Source organism: Aquimarina sp. AWH4_224, assembly GCF_056160245.1.
Map to the genome: position 1 here is coordinate 220,616 of NZ_JBSWWU010000007.1, position 21,893 is coordinate 242,508.

A 21,893-nucleotide genomic window follows, 5' to 3' on the forward strand; every position below is an offset into this window, starting at 1 on the left:
TTATTCTAATGATTTTTCCCAGGTAATTACTGAATTACCTAAATTATCCTTACTAGCAGAAAAATAATATCCATATTCTTGAGCCCAAGCGGCATCTGTTTTAAGTCTTGCATTCATTACAGGGCCAAACTCAAGTCTTACATTTGACATATTATTTTGTTTTGCCAGATCTTCCGCATATTTTATTAGGTTTCCAAACCCTGAGTTTTTTGATGCTAAGGGCGATTTTTGTATGGAATTAATATTCAAACTTACTGTATTACCGTCAAACCAACCTAAATCAGCTTCTCCCTGTAAAATATCTATATTTTTAATGTTAACATTATCTAAAGAAAACCTACTCGATTTAGTCATAGTTTTTGCTACATCATCAACTAGACTTACTCCCCTTCCGAAACCTGCTACTAATCCATCAGTTGCAATCCCTGCTGCAACATCAACACCAATACCGGCAGCCATAACCATTCCAGCATTTTGTCTACTCAAACCTTCTTCTCTAGCAATTTGATCTATAGAGGAATTGGCTGATTTTATAATCGCATTTGCTACTCCTTTTAAATCCCTATCTACCAATGCTCTAGATCCATCTACTAAATTATCATTATTCCTTAAACTTGTTATGGCAAGACCTACATTCACAGCGGTACTATTGCTAGCTAAAGTCTTAATTGTATTCCATAAACTTCTTGCTTTACGAGCTACAGCTATACTTATACTTTGTTGAGAACTAATTGGCACAGCTGATCCTGCCTCACCACAATCGCCATTAGGGCAAGACATATTTCCATCTGGATCCAAGAAATAAATAGGATTATTAAACCCATAATTATATGGCGAATGCCTACGCATTAATTCGGCTAATGCATCTAAGTTCATCCATCTACCTAACTCTGGACTATAATTACGTGCCGTAATATCAATCCAACCTAGACCAATCTCATCCTGTTCTTCTTTGTTGGTAAACCCATATGCATGATTTCTCCCTCTAAGCACCTCATTGTATCCTTTATGTGTTAACCCAAAAGGATAATAATTCTTCTCTTGAACAATTTCACTTTGAGAGATTGAACCATTCTTATCAGCATCCTTATAACCCAGTCTAATATTGCCTAAATGATCCTTAAATTGATATACATACTTATACCCGTCTGCTTCTTTTTCTATATATCCTTCTGGGTGGTTAAAGAACTCCAGATTTCCGTTTTTGTAGACATAATTACCTGCATACTCGGTTGTTATAGAACTTCCCTCTGTTACGATCTTTTTTTGTTTCGCTCCAGTGGCGTCGTAAATATAAGCAATTGTTCCTGTACCCTCACTATTACTGATCGAAACTGTTTCTGGTAAGTTTAAGTGATTATAGGTAATTGCCGAAATCCCTTTGTTACGATCTATGATCATGTTCCCATTAGCATCATATTCAAAATCATCATTGGTATTAGTACCATCTTTAAAACCATAGTCCTTGTTTCCAGTATCTGTTACTTTTTGGAGTTTGTTACCACTATCATAGTCATAGTCTAATACATCCATATTGCCATAACTAGCACTGTTCTGCCATCCGTTTCTAGCTAAGGATTCTATATTCCCCATCTTATCATAGGTAATACTTGAGACTACATATTTGTTATCATTATCGGTAGCTGCCACAAATCGGTTTAAGGCATCATAACGATATCCATAAGCTCTTTTGGTATTATCATTGGCTGTTCTCCAGATCGTCTCACTAATGTTTCCATTGTATAACTTACTTGCATACAAGTTTTCTGTAGTGGTATTGTAATTGATCCCAAAGGCAAATAGATCATCTCCTAGATTGTTCGGATCATTAATCGTTTTTAACCACCCTCTGATGTTGTAGGTGTAGTCTACTTGCTGTAACCCTTCGGCTCCGCTCAGGGTTCCTTGGGTGCTGAGCGTAGTCGAAGTACCGCCCACTTTCTTGCTTATCAGTTGCCCTAATTCATCATAGGTGTTATTTACAATCAACTCTACATCCTGATCATTGATCTTTTGGGTTTGGGTAAGCAATCTCCCTGTATGATCATAGGTAAAAGTATCTACGGTGATCAATGGAGTACTTCCATTTTTAACATGCGAGGTAGTCGTCTCTTCTACTCTACCAGTAAAGTCCAGTTTCATCGAAGTCTTATCGATCGTACTTAGGTAATGGTTTCTATTTCCTATCCAAATCGCTCTTCCTTTAGTATCATAAGCCGTAACTGTGGTGATCCAGTTATTAGTTCCTAATACTCGTACTTTGCTTCCTGTAGCAAGACTTCTTACGTTATCTGTAGTCGTTACTCCATATACACTTGCTGGCTTGTCCATACCATGACGATCAAAATTGTAGTCATCATAATAGTTGATCGTTAATAGTTCTATGTTATTCGTTGGAAAGGCATTGGTACTATAAGAGATCTTTGCTCCATTTATAGTAGTTTCTGCTTCTCGTTTTTCTGTAGTTACAGGAGCAGTAGCCGTATTGATTGCTGTTTGTATGGCACCTCTTGATCTGGTATCGGTATACTTCCCTGTATAGGCTACTCTACCATGAGCATCGTATTTGGTAAACAACCAGATATTATCTGCAGCTAGTAAAGCATCCTGAGTTAAAATAGGACGATCTTGTTTGTCATACACTATGGATTCTATTCCTTTACCTGGGATTTTCTTTTCCACCAATCGGTTTCTATAATCGTATTTGTATTGGTAGCACAACTCGGCGAGCTCGGTGTTAGAAACACCATCGGCTACAGTCACCTTGGGTGGTAGTACATATGAGAGATTACCAAAATCATCATAGACATAATAGGTGTCATGAGCCTCTGCTGTTGCTGAGCTTGTCGAAGCAAATGTGCGTTTTAGTACCACTCTCCCCTGCTTGTCTTTGTATTCTCTGGTAGTATGATTATCTCCATCGGCAGTGGTCCAGTTCTCATCCTTGGTGATACTTACATACAATTCATTGGCAGCATAGTATCCATTTTGGGATAATACCGGAGCTTCGGTATCGTTGTTGGCAAAGTCCACATCAAAACGTACTACTTCGTTGGCTGTGTTGTGTCTCCAATCAAACTTGATGGTATGATCAGTATCACTATTTGGATCTACCTTCCAGTCCTTACCTGGAGCTCCTTGTTCTAGTGTTCTGTTTAAGGGAGAATCCTCAAAGATCGTCTCACTGTAGGCATTTACTTGTGCTGGGTTAGTGATCCCTGCAAAGTCTGCTGCATAAGTGTCTAAGTAATACTGGTTGATATCTGTTGTGATATTTACCGCAGTATAACTACCTTGGTTTGCCTTGGCAAAAGGTAAGTACTGCTTGGCTTGTCTACCCACTTCATCATACTCCATATGAGTGATGATATCCTTTTGGGTAGGAGAACCTTTGATGGCCGTTTGTTGTTTAGGTCTTCCCAGTCCATCAAAATACGTTACTGTTTCAATTACATCACGATTCACCTGTATCTCATTAGGTGAGCTCATCGCGGTTTGGTAAGTACGGGTAAACACATAACTCTCAGTATTTGATAAGCTAAGACTATGCGGGATACCTGTACAGCCCATCTCCTCTCCATATACCCCAGGACACTGATCTGTATTGTCAGTCACATAGCCTGTAGGTTGAGCACATCCCGTTTGGGTATCACCAGGATCACCAAAACCATCATTGTCCCCATCCCTATACCATACGGTATTGGGGTGGATATTGGGGTTGTTATCATTACAATCCTCTCCATTAAGAACATAACTATAGCCATCACTTGGAGCTGCACTGCGATAAAATAGAGCATTTGGATCTCCAAAAGTGTCCGTATCTACATCTCTATAAAAATTCTTCGGTGCAATGTTGGTGATAAACTCGGTGCTATCATCATAGTCATTCAGGTTAGTAACATAGCTATATCCATCTTGTGGTGGTGCACTACGGGTATATCTGATATTTGGATCTCCAAAAGTGTCATTATCAGCGTCTCTGTAAAAGTTTTGGGGAGCAATATTGGTAATGTACTCATCACTATCGTTATAATCATCATCGTTAGTGACATAAGCATACCCATCTGCTGGAGGGGCACTACGATAATAGTGAAACACAGGATTACCATAAGTATCATTGTCTGCATCTCTGTAGTAGTGCTTTGGTGCAATGTGAGTAATAAACTCATTACTATCATCAATATCATCACTGGTTAGTACATAACCCAAAGGACGATCACACTGGGTTTTAGTAATCGAAGAGGTTCCTCTGTTGTCCCCATCTCCATCCTTATACCAAACTGTGTTGGGGTTGATATCGCCTTCTCCATCATCACAATCCAGATTATTGGTCACATAACCACTTGGACGAACACTATGATACACTCTAGTTGCTGCAGCTGGAGAGCCAAAAGTATCCAAATCCCCATCGATGTAAAAGTATCGTGGTGGAATATTGGTGATAAACTCATTACCATCATTGATATCATCATTGTTAGCTACATAACCCGACGGTTGTGTACAACTCTGCGTGGTAACAGTCGCATTACCCCGACCATCTCTATCCCAATCACGATACCAAACCTTGTTGGGATTAATCGATGCATTACCATCATTACAATCATTCCCATTGGTCACATAAGTATACCCATCACTAGGAGGAGCACTGCGATAATACTTGATACTAGGATTTCCAAATCCATCTCGATCTCCATCTCTATAATAGTTCCTGGGAGCAATATGAGTGATATACTGATTGTTATCGTCTCTGTCATCTTTATATAGTACATAATTGGCAGGTTTGGTACACTGGATCTTCATAGGACTGGTACGTCCTCTACCATCGCCATCACCATCATAATACCATCGGGTAGTAGGATTAATCACTGCACTACCATCATTACAATCCGTGTTATTAGGCACATAATTGGTCGTAGGAGTAGTGACATATGCAGAGTTAGGATTACCATATCCATCCCTATCCCCATCATAATAATACTTAGTGGTACCGCCACCACCATCAATAGGCTCGTCAGTTAATTGTGCCGCTGCACTGTATCCCATAAGTAATAGGAATACAAGCATCATTATCTTGTTTTGCATGTTTTCTTACTTTTTAGGATTAGTTTTTATAGTGGTATTTGTTCTCAGAAATCAAATTGCCGTCAGCATCTCGTACATATTGCAGACGATTAAACTCGTCATACTCATAGTAGACTGTATACCCTCTTGGATCGGTCATACTAGTTACCCCAACCATAGGATCATAGGTATAGGTTGTAACCATAGCATCGGTAGGTAACTCTGTACGTAACTTATTCAGTTCTGTTCGAAGAGCCCCTTCGGTGCCTTGACCACCCATTTTGTGATCAGTGTCTAAATCAGACTTGGATTGAATTGTATTCACGTAAGCCGATACCCCACTATAGGTCATATTCTCGATCTTGGCCACAGGATATTGATGATTGTATCCCCAGATATAAGCCATAGAAGTACCATCTTCCTTAGCCATTTCGGTAGGGTTACCAAAGCCATCATAAGACGTATATTTTACTCTATCCTCAAAATCATTATCCCAATTAGCCGTTCTTACCTTCTCTGGAAGCACTTTGTTGGTATTCCAAATTTTATGTTGCGTATATACTTTTGATAGTACTCGATCTGGATTTGCCCCCTCTTTTTCTGAAGTGATCACTTCGATCGGAGTCGCAATACGATGCTGATCAATCAGTAACTGTTCTGCTGCTGTTCGATTGGCAACAGCAATATCCTGTGGATAAATCGTTTGTGTTTTCAGCAATTTCCCTTTACTATCAATAGTTTCTGATCGTGTTTGTTGCAAATGCTGCTCATTATCGTAAAAGAATTTTTGGGTAGTGGTTACTGGGTTTTCTCCATTATTATCGTATTGTTTGGTAATACGTTCGCTCAAGGTATGCCACTGTCGCTTAAGTGCATATTGCCCTATCGCATACAAACTGTTTTCAAAGGTTCGATTAGCATTATCCGCATATGAGAAGCCTTCTTTTATTTCGGTCTCTCTTCGTACCAGATATACTGATGTGTTTTTATCCAAAATCGAGTTTTGCGAATAGTTATTCTTGGTCTCGGATACTTTCTGAAACTGATTCCCCTTTTTGGTATAGGTTGTTGCTCCTTTGTTTCTTCCAAAACCAAAGAAGTTGCTAAAAGGAATCCCGGCAATATAATCTCCCTGTATAGTTATAGCAGGTTCGATTAAGAAACCACCTTCAAATTCGTGATTTACTGCCCCCGCTTTAAAATCATTCCCCAGTTCCTCGATCACACTACTATATCCGATATGATATCCCTGCGCATATAACGAAAAAAGTGTATTGGCAGTAATGGTTGTATATCCACATTCTCCTGGACTGTTGCAGGTAAAATCTGAATTTGATCCACCGGTCCCGCCTGTATTTCCAGAGTTGTTGTTATTATTGTTATTGTTGTTATTATTAGAGTTATTAGAACTGTTTGAATTTCCATTATTATTTGAATTATTCGAACTTCCTGATCCTCCTGAGTTGTTTGAATCACCCGATCCACCTGAGGTATTAGAATTTCCGGAACTACCAGAACTACCTGATCCTCCTGTATTACCGCTGGTGTTACTCCCTCCAGTATTGCCACTACCCGAAGATCCTCCAGAACTATTACCATCGGTCTGCGAATCGGGTCCACCACCAGTATCGCCGTGACCTCCGTTATTATTTCCTACATTCCCTGATGAATTCGTTCTACAGAATAACACTTTGGAATTCATCACTGTAGGTCTTAGGTTACGGTTAAAAATACTTCCAGAATCACAGTCCATACAATCCATAGTACCATAGTGATACTTTTTAACCTCAGATTTCCCTTCACTGTTCTCTGTTGTGATTTGCTGGATACGCATTCCCCCAACAGGAATGTTTTCTTGTGTAATCACCATTGGCGCATCATAATAGCGTAAACTAATTCCAGACATTGAGTATCCGGGATCTAATTGTATAGCAAATCGATAAGCATGCCCTTGTTCTAGATTGACATACATCGAATTAGAAAAGTTAGTGCTGTTTACTCCATATGGCGTCATGAAAGGGTTAAAACCATATACATCGGCTTCAGCGTATACAGGTTGTACGGTACCTGCAGTTAAATCATATACCTCAATTTGAGCGATATTAAAATCTTCGTTTACAGTAGTACTTCCTTCTTGTGTAAAAAAGTCATCCAGGTTTGCTGTAAAGGATAAATATGCTTTGTGATCAAAATCTACAGCAGCAATTTCGAAATCATTCATAAGAAGTCCTCCTTGAGAAACCGTAGCCGTGGCATTGGTTAATGGAGGATATGAAATTACCTCTCCATAATAGGCATTTCCTTCATAAGCAAATTCGTTGCTCCCTTTTAAAGGATAGGTTACATTTTGCAACATTCCTTTTACTGCAAACAAAGGATCAGTTGCACGATCTGCTGGTTTAAATCCACTTAACCCATTTGCAATTATCAAATTTGTAGAAACCGCGTCGATCGTTTTTTGATCAATTAAATTTTCATTGAGGTGTTTCCCGTTATAATACCCCCAATAATCTTGAGCATACGAGAATCGAGAAGGTAAACCTTCTGGATCGTTGTAGGTAAAACTATGTGGCGTTAGTTGTTCTCCTGTTTTGGCAACCTCTGTAACTGTAGATAAGAAATAACGCTTACCATAATAGGTCTCAGCATTAATATCGTTATTGGCATGTCCACTACTATTAGCAACCTGATACCCCAAATCAAAACTTTTTACCAATACTCCTTGTTGGTCACTAATCACCACTTGATCCAATTGCTTGAATCCTGTTGGCATATGATTTTTTTGTGAATAGACAAATGCTATCTCTCCTGCATTTGAAGACTGAATATTGGTGAGGTAACAAAAATTACCATAAGCCAGATTCAAATATGCATTTTCATTTGATGGAATATCACAAAACCTTGGTGCTACACCATAATTAGTAATAGAATTTGCTTTACTGATACTTTGCCCAATTCCATTGGTATAACTCACACTTCCTTCTTGATATGAAAAGGTGATTTCCTCTCCAAAAGGATGAGTAATTTTGGTGAGGTACCAGGCGGAAGCTACATCCTCTATTACTTCGGGATTATCTGCTCTGTTATTAGTACGATATCTAAATTTTTCGATAGCATTAACCCCGCCAAAATAATATTGAATTCCATTTGGATCCGTTATCCTGAAATGAGTTTCTCCGTTTACTGAAAGTAACTTTACTTTAAGAGGGCTTGGCTCCAAAAACACCACATTTCTAGAATACATAGAACTGCTATTGTCTCCTAAATGAAACTTCCCTGTAAATCCATTGAAGTTAAAGGAAAAAATATCAGGTTGTGTATCCACTGCGTTGTTTCCAGGACCTGTAGCTGCAGAAACAAAATTATACTGATCTACACTATAATCCAGATTGGTATTGTTTGGGGTGATGTATGTGTTTTCATCTTTCTGACCAAATACTGCTCTGGTAATTACACCACCTGCAGCAAGATTCCATCCCAGTCCAACGGAAGACGAAAACTCGTCTACCCGAATACCATTCGAACTATAATTAACACTTACAGGAACATTGAGCGCTCCTGAGGTAAATTGATAAATAGGAACACTAAGCTGTGGAGTTCCTGTAAAAAGACCAACAGGCACCTGCCCGTATTTCCCAATAGAAGCCGCCTCTGGAGATTGAGGCAGCACGTTTTGTAATTCCTGACCCCAAATAACGGCACTTGCCATCATTAGCAGTAAAACAACATGCTTTTTCATAGATTAACTACTTGGTTTTTAATTATTTTTTATTTTTCCCTGTGCCAAAAGCATCATTATTTGATTTATACATCAACAGGGATGAGAGGGGAAAAATCCCAGATCCCGCATCTCATCTTATCTGTTGATTTGTGGTCTAAACACAAATAATTGTACCTCAACTTGGCATATTTTGATGCAATAATACGTGCTGCCAGTTTCATTATTTGAAACTGTGAAAAAAAATATTTTTTCCCCGCATCATTGCCTTTCATCCCTCTTGCCAACAGTTTATGATACTTTTAACCTCTAGTATATGTCATTATCATTTACTTTGTTACCCAAAACTTTTTTATGCAGCATCAAAAACAGCTTTTTGACCTCTCGGACGACGCAGTATACTTGAATTGTGCTTATATGTCTCCGCAGTTAAAATCGGTATCCGAAGTAGGGGTACAAAGCGTACTTAGAAAAGGAAAACCTCATGCTATTTTGCCTGAGCATTTTTTTGATCAGCGGCAATTGCTCAAACAACGTTTTGCCGAACTCATCGATGCTGCAGATTATGAATACACCGCCATCATCCCTTCGGTATCCTATGGGATTGCCAATGCTGCCAAGAACACACCCTTACAAAAAGGAGATGAAATCTTATTGGTCGAAGAACAATTCCCCAGTAATTATTACGTATGGCAAGAAGTAGCACAACAAAATGGAGCTACGATCAAAATGATATCCCCGCCATCAGGTTTCGAAAAACGCGGGCAGCGATGGAATGAAGCCATCCTTGATGCCATTACCAAAAAAACAGCTGTAATTGCCATGGCACATGTGCATTGGGCAGATGGCACCAAATTTGACCTGAAAGCTATTCGAGAAAAGACCAAAACTGTAAATGCACTGTTGGTCATCGATGGTACTCAAAGTATTGGTGCGTTACCATTTTCGGTAAAAGAAATACAACCCGATGCTTTGGTTTGTGGAGGGTATAAATGGTTACTAGGGCCGTATTCTATTGGGATGGCATACTACGGTGAAGCTTATCATCAGGGTGAACCCATCGAACATAACTGGATGAATCGTTACAATAGTGAAGATTTTAATAATCTTACTCAATACGAAGACCGCTACCAGCCCAAAGCTGCACGATTTTCGGTAGGAGAATCCAGTAATTTTGTCTTAACTCCAATGCTAATTCGAGCTATAGAACAGTTGATCGAATGGCAACCCACTACGATACAACAGTATTGCCAACAGATCACCAAAGATGCAGTGCAAAACCTTAAAGAATTAGGCTGTTTTATTGAAGAAGAAGCCTATCGAGGACATCACCTTTTGGGCGTATACCTCCCTGATCATATTGCTATAGATCCTTTGAAAGCTACACTTAAAGAACACCATATTGTAGTGTCTTATCGTGGTAATGCCATCCGCATATCACCACATATGTACAATACCATTGAAGATCTAAATCTTTTAACAACACAGTTTACCAAACATTCAAAAATTCACTCTTAAAAGGGCTATCTGTTTCTTGTTAAAAAATACGGCTCATAAATAATGGTTATCATGTTTTTAGAATTTTATCTGTATCCATTATATTTGCCCAAAATTTATATTTCGTGAGTATCACCCAAATCTCGCAAATTGTCGAAAAGTCTCCGCAACAGCAGAAACTAGGAACTGCTATTGCCCAATCTCAAAATAATATACATCTACAAGGACTGATCGGTTCGGCCTTGTCTTTTAGTATTGCAGATGCATTTCAAAAAGCAGAACTGCCATTTTTGTGCATTTTTAATGACAAGGAAGAAGCTGCATATTACCTCAATGATCTAGAACAATTGTTGGGGGATAAAAATGTACTGTTTTATCCGGGAAGCTATCGCAGACCGTATCAAATTGAAGAAACCGATAATGCCAATGTACTCTTGCGAGCCGAAGTACTGAACCGAATCAATTCCAGAAAAAAACCTGCACTGATCATCACCTATCCGGATGCTTTGTTTGAAAAGGTGGTGACGCGAAAAGAACTGGAGAAAAACACCTTAAAAATCGCAACCAACGATACGTTGTCCTTGGATTTTGTAAACGAGGTTTTGTTTGAGTATCAGTTTCAGCGGGTAGATTTTGTAACCGAACCTGGAGAGTTTTCGGTACGAGGAGGGATTGTAGATGTCTTCTCTTTTAGCAATGATGAGCCCTATCGTATTGAGTTTTTTGGAGATGAAGTCGATAGCATCAGAACCTTTGATGTAGAGACGCAATTGTCTACCGACCAGATCAAGAAAATTACCATCATTCCCAATGTTGAAAACAAAGCGCTTCAAGAAACCAGAGAGAGCTTTTTAAAATATATCGCTGCAAAAACTGTTGTGTTGGCCAAAGATATCGATCTGCTATCAGCCAGGATCGATAAAAACTTTGAAAAAGCTGAACAAGCTTTTGAAACGCTTTCCAACGAAATTAAACGCAGTACTCCCGAAGAGCTTTTTGCCACTTCGGCACTCATTAAAAAACAACTACTGGATTTTACGCTGGTAGAAATCGGAAATCGCCCTTTGACCAAGGCAGATTATACCATTAAGTTTGATACCAAACCTCAACCTTCTTTCAATAAACAATTTGATTTATTGATTCAAAATCTAAATGAAAATAACGAAGAAGGTTATAAGAATTATATCTTTTGCGTAAGTGAACAACAAGCCAAGCGTTTTCATGATATTTTTGACGATGCCGATCTGGATGTAAAACAATATGAGACTATTGTTTTTTCAGCATTTCAGGGATTTATCGATCATCAGCAAAAGGTGGCTTGTTATACCGATCATCAGGTTTTTGAGCGGTATCACAAATTCAATCTCAAGAATGGATATGCCAAAAAGCAAGCCATTACTTTAAAAGAACTTACGAATCTCGAAGTAGGTGATTATGTAACCCATATTGATCACGGTATTGGTAAGTTTGGAGGATTGCAAAAAATCGATGTCGACGGCAAAAAACAAGAAGCAATCAAGCTTATTTATGGAGAGCGGGATGTGTTGTATTTGAGCATCCACTCTTTGCATAAAATCTCAAAATTTAATGGGAAAGACGGCAAAGCACCACAGATCTACAAACTGGGATCCAAAGCCTGGAAAAACCTAAAACAAAAAACCAAGGCTCGGGTTAAGCATATTGCTTTTAACCTCATCCAGTTGTACGCCAAACGAAAGTTGCAAAAAGGGTTTCAGTATGCTCCGGATAGTTATTTGCAGCACGAGCTGGAAGCTTCCTTTATTTATGAAGATACTCCCGATCAAAGTTCGGCTACACAGGCGGTAAAAACTGATATGGAAAGTGAGCGCCCGATGGATCGACTGATCTGTGGAGATGTAGGATTTGGTAAAACCGAAGTGGCCATTCGCGCTGCATTCAAAGCAGTAGACAATGGTAAGCAAGTTGCCGTGTTGGTACCTACTACCATACTTGCTTTTCAGCATGCCAAAACCTTTAGAGATCGTTTAAAAGATTTTCCGGTTACGGTGGATTATATCAATCGTTTCAGAACTGCAAAACAAAAAAGAGAAACACTAGAAGATCTAGCCGCAGGAAAGGTAGATATCATTATTGGCACCCACCAGTTGGTCAATAAAAATGTGAAATTCAAAGACCTGGGGCTCCTGGTTATCGATGAAGAGCAAAAGTTTGGAGTTTCTGTAAAAGACAAGCTCAAAACCATCAAGGAAAATGTAGATACACTCACACTTACGGCCACACCAATACCAAGAACATTGCAGTTTAGTTTGATGGCCGCTCGAGACTTATCTACCATCACCACGCCACCTCCTAATCGATATCCGATCGAGACCCATGTGATTCGATTTACAGAAGAAACGATAAGAGATGCGGTGAGCTATGAGATACAACGTGGTGGACAGGTATTTTTTATTCATAATCGCATTGAAAATATCAAAGAGGTAGCCGGTATGATCCAGCGTCTGGTACCTGATGCAAAAGTTGCGGTAGGACACGGGCAAATGGAAGGTAAAAAACTAGAAAACCTGATGCTGTCGTTTATGAATGGTGAATTTGATGTATTGGTATCCACCACCATTGTAGAAAGTGGTTTGGATGTGCCTAATGCCAATACCATATTTATAAACAACGCCAATAACTTTGGGCTTTCGGATTTGCACCAAATGCGTGGTCGAGTAGGTCGAAGTAACAAAAAAGCTTTCTGTTATTTTATCACACCACCCTACTCTGCAATGACCGAAGATGCCAGAAAACGAATTACCGCATTAGAACAATTCTCAGAATTGGGTAGTGGTTTTAATATTGCGATGAAAGACCTTGAGATTCGAGGTGCAGGAGATTTGCTAGGAGGAGAACAGAGTGGTTTTATCAATGAAATTGGTTTTGATACGTATCAAAAAATCCTGAACGAAGCCATTGAAGAACTGAAAGAAAATGAGTTTAAGGAGCTATACGCCGAAGAAGGTGAAGTAAAAACGTATCTGAAAGATACACAAATCGATACCGACTTTGAGCTGTTGTTTCCTGATGATTATATCAATAACATCACAGAACGATTAAATCTCTATACCGAACTCAATACCATCAAAGATGAAGAAGGATTGCAAGGTTATGAAAAACGATTGATCGATCGCTTTGGGGAACTCCCAGATCAGGCCTTGGATTTGATGAATTCTGTAAGAATAAAATGGATTGCCACATCTATCGGGATCGAAAAGATCATTCTGAAGCAAAATAAATTGATTGGTTATTTTATTAGTGATCAGCAATCTGAGTTTTATCAAAGCCCTGCTTTTACCAAAGTCCTACAATTTGTACAGCAAAATCCTAGAGTGTGTAAAATGAAAGAAAAACAAACTCGTAATGGATTACGACTACTACTCACTTTTGAACAAATCAATACCGTAGACAAAGCACTGAACGCCCTACAGCCACTGCAACCAGTACAAACGGAGGTAAAGACTGCTTAAAAAACCAGAAGAGGAATAGTAAAATTCACACAAAAACATGTAAGAAACATCTGTATTTTTGCTATTTGAAATGGAAAAAATTATCCATAATTTGCATCAAAACCCGTTTAACCACAGAAAAACGCATTTCGTCGAAAAACTTTAACCGCTCACCGTTAGTTAATCTTTGATGTGATCGTTTGTTTTTAATTTTAACCAAAATTATGACAATAACACCAACTAAGATCATGAAGAAAAGAGAAGAGTTTAGCTTTTTAAAAGGAACCTTAAAACAATTAGCAAAGTTGAATCAAAGCGTAAACCAGTTGATTCAAAACCTAAATAACGACAAGTTATATGCAATCAACTACGCCAATGTAAAAGGAAGGTTTCTTGAAGAATTGAAGAATTATAAAAACAATCCGGAATTAATTGATATCGATGAGTTCTCTATGAACTATTCTTTTGGATACCACACCTGTAATAACATCGATGACCTTTTAAGCAAGCAAGCGATGTTTGTAGAAGTAAAAAGCTACCTGAATACTTTGAATCTAAGAGCATAAATTAAAAACTATACGTATCGAATATACTTTTACGCTACCCAAACACATCTGAATACACTCCCTTTTGTAGTAACCTACATGCAAATACTTGCCTAAAAAAGTAGTCTACTCCGCATAATTATTCCTATATTTCCAAATCAAAAAAACTACCTTGTTTGTCTTGAATCCCTTATGACATCTGCTTTGTCGGGTAAATGGCGGGTTAAAGACGAGCAAAAAAATTTGAGAACCTATTTCTGGAAACTAATATTGCTGAAGAAAATGAATACAAGTTCTAGTGATCACAAGAATGCAACTAAAAACTTAAAAGTCATGAAACAGCCAGAATTAGGAATAAAAATTTCCGAACTACGAAAACTAAAAGGTCTTACTCAAGAAGAGCTTGTTGAGCAATGTAATATTAGTGTTAGAACTATTCAACGCATAGAATCCGGAGAAGTTACTCCCAGAAGTTATACGATCAAGACCATCTTATCCGCATTGGATTATGATTTGAGTCAAATTCAAACCGAAGAATCCAGAGTTACCAAAGAGTTTAAAAAACTATTCTTGTTAGAAATAGACGACAGCAAAGAAGCTGGATTTTTGAATAGACAACTCACCATATCCTGGATCAGCGGTGTTATCTACTTTATTTTAGGGTTTGGAGAATTTACTCTGGATTACTATCGATATTTTCAAGATGAAATCCTAGGAGGAAATGTTGTCTATAGCCTTACCAAATTAGTGACATTATTGTCGTTGATCTTTTTCTTTAGAGGTTTCGTGTTGTCCGGTAAGATTTTAAAAAACTATTTACTTAGAATTGTCGCTTTCATCCTCATTTTTGTTGGTGGTGTGTTCTATACCTATGATATTTTATCCCTTTATGTTGGCGAAATCGATTATCAAGTTGTGATAGGTGCCTACAGTATTACCTTTGGTATTCTTGGAATTTTATTAGGTGTAGCCGTAATCCGTTTACAAAACGCGCTGGGAACACTTGCCAAAGTGACCGGTATTTTTGAGATTATTGCTTATGGATGTATGGCAACTGTGATACTTGGTATTGTGGGTTATATCGTCCTTACCCCTACGATCATTCTAGAAATTATCCTACTCTACAAGATTTCTGAAATGCTCAAAGCAAAGCAGAAGGAAATCGATATCGACTAGATCAATTCCAATCTTTATTAGTACGTAAAATCATTGATTGCTGATTCAATGCATGCTTTCTATTGCCTAATTTTAACTCCTTTACAAAATGAAAAAAATAATCATTTCAGTCTTTGTACTCATCATACTTATATGCTCTTATTTCCTTTTTGAACCTATTTTTGTGTATACCACGGGATGGAAGCCTCTATCAAAAATCAAGGTAACCAACCCGGTGGTTCATCATAACGATGTACAATCCAAAAAAGCAGATAGTATTCTTAAAGCTATCCATCAACGCTTACAGTCTCCAGCTGTATCCATAGCTGTTGGGCAACACGGGAAAATACAATGGGCAAATGCTATCGGATATCAAAATCTAGACGATCAAATCCCGGTTGCACTGGATACCAAATTCAGGATAGGAAGTACTTCGAAAGCAGTTACTTCTTTAGGAATCGGGGTATTACTGCAAAACCAAAAACTTCGACTAGACAGCAAGGTCAAAGACTTTGTTTCGTATGCCAGTGGTCACTTATCCAATATCAATTTGCGACAGCTAGCTTCTCATACTTCGGGAATCAGAAATTATGGATCATGTCTTTGCTTTCCTATATGGGAGTATTATAATAACGATGAGTATACAGGAGTAGAAGAAAGCGTAGGTATTTTTAATAATGACGATTTACTGTTCGAACCAGGATCCGATTTCAGTTACAGCAGTTATAACTATACCTTACTCAGCGGAATGCTAGAGGGAGCTTCTCAACAAAAATTCCCGGATTTTATGAAGCAAAACGTTTTTAAACCTATCAATATATCCAACATTGAAGCCGAAACTGCTACCCTCATTAAAAACACCGCCAGGTTTTATGACGTGGCAAAAGGCACCTACAAAGAAGTCTACAAAGTAAACAACAGCAATAAATGGGCTGGCGGTGGTTTTTTGGCAACACCAACTGCCTTAGTAAAGATTGGGAATGCTTTTTTGAATCATCAATTATTTGATCCGGATATACAACACCAACTCACCCAACCTGTTTTGTTAGACAATGGAAAAGTAAACCCACAGGAGTATGCTATTGGTTGGAGAAATCATCGCAAAGATCTCTTTAGAAACGGGCAAAAAATCACCGTATGGCATCATGGTGGGATTGCTAATGGATCGATTTCATTATTGGCTTTGTTCCCAGAATACAATTTATCGGTATCGATGCTGGCTAACAAAAACGGCAACTCTGGAGAGTTGTTCGAAAATGTATATGCTATCGCAAAGTTATTTATACAACAAACATCAAAATAGGTCATTCTTCATATCAAAAAACGAACATCAAAAAACCGGGATAAAAATATCCCGGTTTTTTTGATTTTCTAAGAGAATCAAGAATCATTCAAACAAAACCGGATCCAAAGAGAGTTTTTCAACCTCAATTTCTTTGCCTTTAAAAAAGTCTAACACCAATGCTACAACCAAAGGGGATTGCATATATAAATCATGACCCCCATTTTCGACAATCACATGATAACCTTTGGTAAAATCTTTGGCAATTTCTTTTCCTGACGAAACATAAGTGCGTCCATCCATAGTACCACTAAGCAATAATGCATTTACATTATTTTTCTTCTTTGTTCTGAACTCTTTAGGAAGTTTTGGAACATCCAGTCCCATCATCCATTCATAGAGAAAGAAATTTATGGTACTCCCTAAAATAGTTCGATCTATTTGTTCCTTCACTATCTTCATACGACCTTTAGATATTCCTGATTGCATATCCATGGCAAACGGCATTGGCCTGGGCGGCGGCATCATAAACCTTTTCATCATCATCACTTGCGGAGCGATCTGCGAGAAGTCTCCTTCATACAGTTTATTGTAAACTTTGGGCAGTCTTTTTGAATCCCAGGGATTCTTGAGGTAAAATGCGGCGATCGTAGCCTGTAACTCAAAATTTGAAATCCCTACGGTAACTGTTTTTCCTCGACGATTTTCATAGGTAACCACTTGTGGGCTCTCTTTTAACTTTTGATGAACTGCCAAGATCTTATTTTTTAAATTTGGATATTTTGTCTTCGACCCGTAATTATCCTTTGCTTTCTCGGTAATATGAAAGATAAATTGTTCTGTACTGGCAGGCAATTTTATGGTATGATCAGGGCCTTCCAGACTGGCCAATACTGCTTTATCAATATGCTCTTCAAATAATCGTATGTACTCAAAAGCTAGATGAGATCCATAACTAATCCCCCACAAAGATATTTTATCACTGTTAAGTGCTTTACGTAATTCATCAATATCCCTTGCGTTCTCGGTCGTGTTGTAGGCAGCAAGATTCACCTTATTCCTCTTCCAAAACTCCAGGCATTTATTACAATTATCTTTCGTTTTTTGAAGATACTCAGCTTTATCAATAGGCTTAGCAAAATCAATTTCTACCCGAGATTCACAATTGGGTAAACGATGTGACATTCCTGTACCTCTTTGATCAAATGCGATCACATCTGCTATCTCTCTAAGTTTCATAAACAACTCAAAACGTTTTCCTTTTGCTGTACTTATTCCTGATCCTCCTGGGCCTCCTGCCAAATAGACAATAGGACTACCCGGATTTGGGTTTGTGCTCTTGAAACGTATAAAAGAAAGAGGAATCGAATCTTTGCCGTTTTCTCTGTTTTCTAAGACCTTAAAAGTTCCCAACTCAGCTTGCAGGGTGTCTTTTGCTTTAGACACAAATGTATAGGGTTCGATCTTTAGTCGTTGTCCATGGCAGTATATGGATACTAATCCAAAAAATAGTAATCCTAAACAATATTTTGATTTCATCATTAACGGGCTTTAAATCATTACTAAAGTAATACGAGTTCGATTGATTGTACAACCGAACTCATATTAATCAACAAAACTAACTACTTCACTCAATCATATTTTTATCTCAAGGAAATTTTGCGTACTGCTCCCGTGCCTCCAAACTCAGAGATATATAGCGCTTTATTGTATTTGTCTGCTGTAATTCCGTTAGGTCCATTAAAAGACGCTTCTTCTACCGGTCCATCTACCACTGCAGCATCTCCGGTTCCGGCAAATTCTTCAACTTCGCCATCTAGAGTCACCCTAAATATCTTGTTAACTGCAATACCTGTTGCAAAAACCGAATTTCCCAACACAGTAATGTATCCGATACCAAAACCGTTAACCACGATATTCGGAATATTAGCGATCAAAGACACTTCACCATCTGGAGTAATCGACAAGATATCGGCTGTAGCAAAATTACCGACTACCAAATTTCCTCTGCGATCAAAATCAATTCCTACACCTCCTGCTAATCGAGAATCACTGGCAAATACAGTTACTTCTCCTTCTGGTGTGATTTTATGTACAGTAGGGGTCAAAAAATTAGATACATATACATTATTTTGATGATCCAATGTAAGTCCCGTGGGCCATCCATCTATAGTAGCCAATACTGTTTTGGTGCCATCTGGGCTTACTTTAAGAATATCCCCTCTTTGCGTATTGTTGTCGTTACTCACGTAGAAATTCCCCTGGAAGTCAATCGCGTTTCCTAGAGGACCCGAGAGATCAGTGATAAAATCTGAAACCTCTCCTTGTCTAGATACTTTTAATACTCGTGTTCCATTACCCCCGGTATTTTCAAACTGTCCATATTCTGAAACATACACATTTCCTCTTTTGTCGATGGTAACCGCATCGTTACCAGCAAAATCAGATACTATGGTTTCTACTTCGGGTTCCCGATCAACCCCGTCTCCATAGCAAGAAACAAATAATACAGACGCACTTAACAGTACGAATAGCTTACAACTTTTGATGATTTTTTTCATGATTTGATTTTTAATGTTTTCCTCGAATCTATCTCGATATCCATTAAAAATCGACGCTTTGGATCAAGTCGTACCCTTTTTCATATAGTAGACTGATCTTATATTCTGAAATGTAGTTTTAAATCGATACAAGTTGTTTTATGTAATTACTAGGAGTATCATTCATCTCCAACTTAAAAGCTTTATTAAAAGTGGATTTTGAATTAAACCCAACATCCATAGAAAGCGCCAAAATGGTATGCTGATGATGTTCGTTATTGTCTATTTTCTTGATAAACTCCTTTATACGATAATGATTGATGTAATCATAAAAGTTGGTTTGTAATACCTGATTAAGATACCAGGATAGATTATGTGTTGATGTATTGAGATGTTGCGCAAGACCCCTTAATGTAAGGTTGCTTTGTAAGTATAATTTATCTTCCTCAATAGCATGCTGCAAACGTTCTTTTAATAAAGAAATCGCTCTTTCGGGCATTCGTTGCGGTTTGGATTTGGTTTTTTCGACGGGTAAAGGGATTCTAAAAAGCTCGGGTTCTTTCAAACTATAGTATCCAATTACAAAAATGAAAACCGATAGCCCTACCCACAAGGAATCGTACCCTATAGGATATAGCGAATAACTAAAAAACTTCAGTGCGATAAAACTGATTAACCATACCAACAAAAAAACACCCACCGATATCTGAAAGAGGATCAAAAAAGAGATCAGATTTTGACTGTAGGACACCCTATTTTTTTCCTCCCGCTTATATTTTGTGATCAAATTTACGTTTAATCCCCAATAGAACAGATTCGATAATATCCCACCTCCTTCAATGATAAAGAAAGGAAGGTTAAAAGCTCCTGAGTTCACCTTTTGGATATAGTCCTCTAAACTAAAGGTTATTCCATACACAAAAAACAAAAAGTGAAGTCCAGCCGGAATAAAATGGATCCAGGAGAGTCTATACTGTTCATTTTCTAGAAAAGCTAAACGACGTATGTAGCAATAACAAAGTGGCCCAAAAATGAGAATCACCATATCGATCAAAACCGTCCATCGAAATAACATTGGTGTTAAAAACCGAAAGTAAATCATTCTGCCTATGAGCATCACCACAGCGATCAACAGGATAGAGGACAATATGGTATTTGCTCCTTTGTTCTTCCCTTTTAAAAGCTGTATGGTAATCGCCAAAAAGATACCTTGGCTTATACCTAAAAAAAGTATGAGATCAATAAATTCGAATGTAATCACTAACAAAGAATTAAACTGCATACAAAATTATATTTCTTTCTCACTTTTTTCGACCGAATGGATATGCTCGTACCTAAAAATTATCGATGCTGCGCATATATTTTGGGGATATTACTCTTGCCTAACATGGCATATATTTCATTGCTCAAATTAGTTGAGTGAGATGATGAAAAACCTTCTTCTAACTGTTTTTGACTTCTTATTCCTAATACCGCCGAACTAATCGCCGGATGTTGAAGCACATACTGTATTGCTGTTCTGCCCATGGGTTGATCTGATACTGTTACCTCTTTCAATACATCTATGGTGTTTTGTACCTCTGCCACAGTATATCCAAGGTATTCTTTTGCTGGTTTTCCTGCCAAAAGCCCTTTGGCCAATGTACCTCTAGCCAAAACACCAATGTTATTTTCATGAAGCAACGGCAAACAAGCTTCTTCTGCCCTTCTATCAAAGAGACTATATTGCATCATTACACTTGTTATGTTCGATCGATCCACATACTCTCGAATCACATTGGGGCGTATAGATGAAATACCATAATGCCGTATTTTGCCTTCTTTTTGAAAGGTTTCAAAAGCGTCAATAATCTCATCTATTGGATCATCTATAGTTCCACCATGCAATTGGTACAAATCAATATAATCGGTTTGCAATCGCTTAAGGCTTTGTTCTACTGCTTTTACAATATAATCTTTGCTAGGATTCCAATCCCAACCGCTTCCGTCTGGCCGTAACTGATTACCCACTTTTGTCGCAAGAATTATGCCTTTTCTATGTTCCTTTAAAGCGTTTCCTAACAAGGTTTCATTGTTACCACCATCATATAAATCTGCAGTATCAAAAAAATTAACTCCGTAGTCGATGGCCGAATGTAACAGGCGTTCGCATTCGGGATTTTTCCAATCCAACGACATACCGCCAAAAGAAACTTCGCTGATGTTAATGTCTGAATGTCCTAGTTTTCGATAGTTCACCTGTTTCATTTTATCTAAAGATACTTTCAAAAATGATAAAATGCATCTTCAAGATGCTCAATCCGTGTTCCTAATTTATTTTGAATGATCGCAATGATGTCAAAACGTACCTGATGATCCAGATCATTTTCGGTCATAAAATGATCCATTGCTTTTACCAAAGATTGTATTTGTTTCGGTTTTACAAAATCCTGGGGATTCCCAAACTCTGGGGTACTTCTAGTTTTTACTTCTACAGCAATGACCACCTCATCTTTTTGTGCAATGATATCTACTTCTGATTTCAGATACCTAAAATTTCTTTGTAAAATAGCATACCCTCTTTGCTGCAAATGATCTACAGCCAACTGCTCTCCTTTTTTACCTAGCTTGTTGTGTTCTGCCATT

The 21,893-nt window shown here is 38.1% G+C and carries 12 protein-coding genes; 5 read left to right on the forward strand and 7 right to left on the reverse strand.

Annotation, left to right across the window (positions count from 1 at the left end):
* Both ACXAGJ_RS15100 and ACXAGJ_RS15105 read right to left on the reverse strand, forming a co-directional pair.
* Nucleotides 1-5,082 carry a DUF6443 domain-containing protein gene (locus ACXAGJ_RS15100; RefSeq protein ID WP_474840980.1) on the reverse strand — a complete coding sequence of 1,694 codons (5,082 nt, stop codon included), beginning with the start codon at nucleotides 5,080-5,082 and terminating at the stop codon, nucleotides 1-3.
* A 19-nt stretch (nucleotides 5,083-5,101) separates the two neighbouring features.
* Nucleotides 5,102-8,800 carry an RHS repeat domain-containing protein gene (locus tag ACXAGJ_RS15105; RefSeq protein ID WP_474840981.1) on the reverse strand — a complete coding sequence of 1,233 codons (3,699 nt, stop codon included), beginning with the start codon at nucleotides 8,798-8,800 and terminating at the stop codon, nucleotides 5,102-5,104.
* Between the two features lie 333 nt (nucleotides 8,801-9,133).
* On the opposite strand from ACXAGJ_RS15105, the gene ACXAGJ_RS15110 reads away from it, so the two are divergent.
* From ACXAGJ_RS15110 to ACXAGJ_RS15130, 5 genes are all read left to right on the forward strand, one after another.
* Complete coding sequence (locus ACXAGJ_RS15110; RefSeq protein ID WP_474840982.1) at nucleotides 9,134-10,297, forward strand: aminotransferase class V-fold PLP-dependent enzyme; 1,164 nt, start codon at nucleotides 9,134-9,136, stop codon at nucleotides 10,295-10,297.
* 104 nt (nucleotides 10,298-10,401) lie between these two features.
* The gene (gene mfd / locus ACXAGJ_RS15115) at nucleotides 10,402-13,767 is read left to right on the forward strand and encodes a transcription-repair coupling factor (RefSeq protein WP_474840983.1); all 3,366 of its coding nucleotides are present in this window, start codon (nucleotides 10,402-10,404) and stop codon (nucleotides 13,765-13,767) included.
* 227 nt (nucleotides 13,768-13,994) lie between these two features.
* Nucleotides 13,995-14,312 carry a hypothetical protein gene (locus ACXAGJ_RS15120; RefSeq protein WP_073320261.1) on the forward strand — a complete coding sequence of 106 codons (318 nt, stop codon included), beginning with the start codon at nucleotides 13,995-13,997 and terminating at the stop codon, nucleotides 14,310-14,312.
* 312 nt (nucleotides 14,313-14,624) lie between these two features.
* Nucleotides 14,625-15,467: a helix-turn-helix domain-containing protein gene (locus ACXAGJ_RS15125; protein WP_474840984.1), complete on the forward strand. Its 843-nt coding sequence runs from the start codon at nucleotides 14,625-14,627 to the stop codon at nucleotides 15,465-15,467.
* 88 nt (nucleotides 15,468-15,555) lie between these two features.
* The gene (locus ACXAGJ_RS15130; protein WP_474840985.1) at nucleotides 15,556-16,749 is read left to right on the forward strand and encodes a serine hydrolase domain-containing protein; all 1,194 of its coding nucleotides are present in this window, start codon (nucleotides 15,556-15,558) and stop codon (nucleotides 16,747-16,749) included.
* Nucleotides 16,750-16,833: 84 nt separating this feature from the next.
* Here ACXAGJ_RS15130 and ACXAGJ_RS15135 read toward each other — a convergent pair whose 3' ends face one another.
* The 5 genes from ACXAGJ_RS15135 to ACXAGJ_RS15155 all read right to left on the reverse strand — a co-directional run bounded on the left by ACXAGJ_RS15135 (nucleotide 16,834) and on the right by ACXAGJ_RS15155 (nucleotide 21,892).
* Complete coding sequence (locus ACXAGJ_RS15135) at nucleotides 16,834-18,270, reverse strand: alpha/beta fold hydrolase (RefSeq protein WP_474840986.1); 1,437 nt, start codon at nucleotides 18,268-18,270, stop codon at nucleotides 16,834-16,836.
* Nucleotides 18,271-18,371: 101 nt separating this feature from the next.
* Nucleotides 18,372-19,289, reverse strand: coding sequence for an NHL repeat-containing protein (locus ACXAGJ_RS15140; RefSeq protein ID WP_474840987.1), 918 nt, complete (start codon nucleotides 19,287-19,289; stop codon nucleotides 18,372-18,374).
* 118 nt (nucleotides 19,290-19,407) lie between these two features.
* A complete protein-coding gene (locus ACXAGJ_RS15145) occupies nucleotides 19,408-20,550 on the reverse strand; it encodes a helix-turn-helix domain-containing protein (protein WP_474840988.1) in 1,143 nt (380 codons plus the stop codon).
* Nucleotides 20,551-20,609: 59 nt separating this feature from the next.
* Complete coding sequence (locus ACXAGJ_RS15150; RefSeq protein ID WP_474840989.1) at nucleotides 20,610-21,515, reverse strand: aldo/keto reductase; 906 nt, start codon at nucleotides 21,513-21,515, stop codon at nucleotides 20,610-20,612.
* A gap of 17 nt (nucleotides 21,516-21,532) precedes the next feature.
* Nucleotides 21,533-21,892: a YraN family protein gene (locus ACXAGJ_RS15155; protein ID WP_474840990.1), complete on the reverse strand. Its 360-nt coding sequence runs from the start codon at nucleotides 21,890-21,892 to the stop codon at nucleotides 21,533-21,535.
* Between the last annotated feature and the right edge of the window lies 1 nt (nucleotide 21,893).